Raw genomic sequence first — 3111 nt, 5'->3', positions numbered from 1 at the left:
CATTGAAGGTGGTCGAATTCCTTCGGGGACCTGCTTTCAACTTCCTGCGAACGGGATCGGTGATCTTCTTGTTCTTGCCGCGTCATCTCCCGGGTGCGTTCATTGAAGCGACCCACCTGGGGTTGGTCATTTCCCCTGTTATTTTCTCCGGATGATGGTTCCGAACGATTGCTGTTCTGGTCGGAGCCGGGCAGGCCAGTGCCGTTGTTGTCTGCCGGAAAATGCTCCCCTGAACCTCCACCGGGGTGGGGTGAGGACGGGGCACCGTCGGGGTTCCGCTGGCTGGGGAGGTCGCGGCTGGTGCTTTCCGGCGATCCGGGGGTGGGTTGGTGGGGCTGGGTGGTGGAGGGGTCGCCTGTTTGGTTGGTTGCTTCTGTTGTTGGTCTGTGGGCGCCAGCCATTTGGGAAGTCCGGTCAAGGTGTCCTGGGGAAGGGCTGCCCAGTGGAGTGCCCCCCAGCATGAACTCTTGATCGAACCTCGTGTCACATTGTGGTAGAGGAAATCTTCCATGTCCGCGACCAGATCGGGATCCAGCATGATACTGGATTCGATGGCCAGGGCGAGATCGAGGAAGGGCCAGGCATCGGTCGCGCCGAGCGCTTGTGCCCAATTGGCGGAGCGCCGCAGGTATTCGCGCATGAGCGCCATTCTTGAGCCAATGTGGTCGAAGACGGTTTCGTCGTCGAACCAATTGATGGCTGTGAGGCGTTCGAAGGCGGCCCTTGGGTTGTCGTGGGCCATCTCAAGTTCCACCAGTTGTGATCAAGCTTCAGGGAAGGTGCGGACGGAAGCCATGGGGTATCACGTTTCGTCCGCCTGCCAGTTTTTTGTCTGGTTGCCCTCCTCATCCCATTCCTGGATGGTGAGGATTTTGGTGCCGTTATCGTTGCTGACCATCAGTTTTGCAAGGGCCCCACTGGGATGCCATTCCCGAAACTCTCCCACCAGCACTCCGCGGTGATGGAATCCCTGGGATTTTAGTGCCCCATTTCTGTACCATTCCCGTGTCGGGCCTTGCCTGATCCCTTCCGAGTACTCCTCGCGAGAAATCAGTGAACCTCTCTGGTATTCTTTCACCTCGCCGCTGATCGGCTTTCCTTTGTGAAGGAGGCGGTGGCCGAAGTCGATATCTACATTCGGGTCATCGATATCAAATCGCTGCATAATTTTCACCTGAGTACAAGATTGTCATCTCCAGGGGGCCAGTCGGTGAAGCGTCCATGAGTGCTCGATGCCTCGTGCAGCATGTGCGCGCAGTTGGCACAGAAGGGAGCTCCTCGTCCCGGAAGTGACGTGCTGGGATCCTTCTTGAAAGGGAACTCCACCGAAGCTGTCATGTCCCGCAACGCTTCCGGGCCGTCGGGAAGCCCGCTCCTGGTGCGTTCCCACAGCTGCAACTACGACGACGCATTATCCGGTTTTGCTTCCGGCAAAATATTCTCTCATTTTTGGCAGGCTAATAGGCCTGAGCTCGATCTCGTGCCAGGGAGTCCAGATATTCGTTTACCGGTCGACCGTCAACATGCGTAATGAGGCCATCAGATGTTTCCGCCCTGCTCGCATTCAAATGGTCCAGGAGCTTTTCGCCTGCACCCGGTGGCGGCGCTCCACGGACGGAGCGATGTCTTCCGGGGGATTGTCGCCGTGGGGACCGGAGGGCGGATCGGCAGATCGTTTGGCCCTTCGTGTGAGGGCCCTTCGCGACCCGGCAACGGGTCGCCGCCCCCACCTGTGGGCGACACGGGCAAGCCGCCGCCTCCGCCGCTGTGGTCAGAAAGCTGCGACGTCAGGCGGCATGGGGCCCTCTTGGTCGCAGTACCGCTACCTGCCCGCCTCTGCTGTTGATCCATTGCTCCAGATCATCTGCCCGCAGAGGGTGATGGGAATCCGCGCTGTACAGGTCGACAGGACCGAAGATCGTTCCGTGAAGTCCCGAAACGATCGTGTTCTCATCCAGTTTCACCCGGAAGGAGTTATCCGCGAGGACGGCCTCCGACAGGTCGGCGCCCCGGAGATCAACCTCCAGAAAAGAAGCGCCCATGATGCGCGTACCTCTGAAACTCGCTCCCGAGGCATCGACACCATAAAGAGAAGACTTGGTCATGTCTGCCCTGTCCAGGCGAGCTGATCGCAGGACCGCATCATCCAGATTCGCCCGGACGAGGTCTGCCCCGGACAAATCCGCTCCGGTGAGATCGGCGGCTTCGAGGTTCGATCGGTACAGGGAGGCTCCGATCAGACGAACGTGCGGGAGAGAAGCCTCGATGAGGATGGCCTCCCGCATTTCTCCGTGGGAGAGATCAGCTCCACGAAAGTCGAACCCAATCGCTTCCAGACCACCGGACGTGGACGCAAGCCACTCTTCCAGCCGCCGTGCCGCCGCAGGGTCATTCGGATATTTTGGCGGAGTCCAGCCGTTACGGGTACCAGATGACATTTTCTTCCCAGCCGTTGTTAGCGACGATTGACCTCACATCATCGATTGCGGCCTGATTTGCATTCCTGATATCGATGATGACGACGCGGCCCTTGTCCTCGATTTGCTCGGAGAGCTTCTTGACCCACTTTCCGTTGTTGCCCGGATCATAGGCTCCACGGAATGGCAGGGAAGGATCGCGGACATTATTGAAGGGCGGCCAGTTGGAATGGACTCCCTTGATGTCATAGTACCTGCCGGTCGTTTCGGAATAGAACTCTCCCCGGTCCGCCTCGGCCGGCCGCCTGATGTCGTCGGGGAGGCGCCCTTGTTCGCTCAGGTCCAGACCGACGCGCGCCTCATCCATGGATGAATCCGAGATGTCACCACGGTGATCCGGGTCGTGTTTCAAGTGATTGAAGTCCTGCGGCGCGCGATTCTCCACACCCTCCAGGTGTGTCCAGTGATCCGTACGCTGCTGAGGCGTCATTTCCGCGATGGGCTGGTCCAGGGGATCGGCGGAAGACCGGACCGGTGGGCCGGGTTCTGTGTCCCCGATACCACTGGGCTCAGGACCATGTGCGTTGTCCGGAAGGCCGTTTCCGCTCGCAGGTGGTTCGTCCGGAAGGTTGTGGCTTCCGCCGCTGCCCCCGGTGGGGGTTTCGGGGAAGCTGCTGCCACCGCCACCGCCACC

The 3111-nt window shown here is 59.9% G+C and carries 4 protein-coding genes; all 4 read right to left on the bottom strand.

The window, feature by feature from the left end; translation table 11 throughout:
• Positions 1 to 82 precede the first annotated feature (82 nt).
• Entirely contained in the window at positions 83 to 742 is a 660-nt protein-coding gene (locus AC5WRL_RS28005) for a hypothetical protein (RefSeq protein ID WP_496091482.1), read from the bottom strand.
• A gap of 60 nt (positions 743 to 802) precedes the next feature.
• Positions 803 to 1165 (bottom strand): toxin-antitoxin system YwqK family antitoxin, encoded by a 363-nt coding sequence (locus AC5WRL_RS28000; protein ID WP_496091483.1) that lies wholly within the window; start codon positions 1163 to 1165, stop codon positions 803 to 805.
• A gap of 622 nt (positions 1166 to 1787) precedes the next feature.
• Entirely contained in the window at positions 1788 to 2438 is a 651-nt protein-coding gene (locus tag AC5WRL_RS27995) for a pentapeptide repeat-containing protein (protein ID WP_496091481.1), read from the bottom strand.
• A partial coding sequence (locus AC5WRL_RS27990) for a hypothetical protein (protein ID WP_496091480.1) occupies positions 2419 to 3111 on the bottom strand: 693 nt, incomplete at its 5' end. The genes AC5WRL_RS27995 and AC5WRL_RS27990, both read right to left, overlap by 20 nt.

The organism is Streptomyces sp. NTD107, from assembly GCF_059510435.1.
Note: the sequence above shows the minus strand (reverse complement) of the source record. Positions and strands in the feature narration are given on the sequence as shown.

Coding starts and splice junctions, on each gene's coding strand:
- AC5WRL_RS28000 (WP_496091483.1), bottom strand. CDS start 1,165: ATGCAGCGATTTGATATCGATGACCCGAATGTAGATATCGACTTCGGC.
- AC5WRL_RS28005 (WP_496091482.1), bottom strand. CDS start 742: ATGGCCCACGACAACCCAAGGGCCGCCTTCGAACGCCTCACAGCCATC.
- AC5WRL_RS27995 (WP_496091481.1), bottom strand. CDS start 2,438: ATGTCATCTGGTACCCGTAACGGCTGGACTCCGCCAAAATATCCGAAT.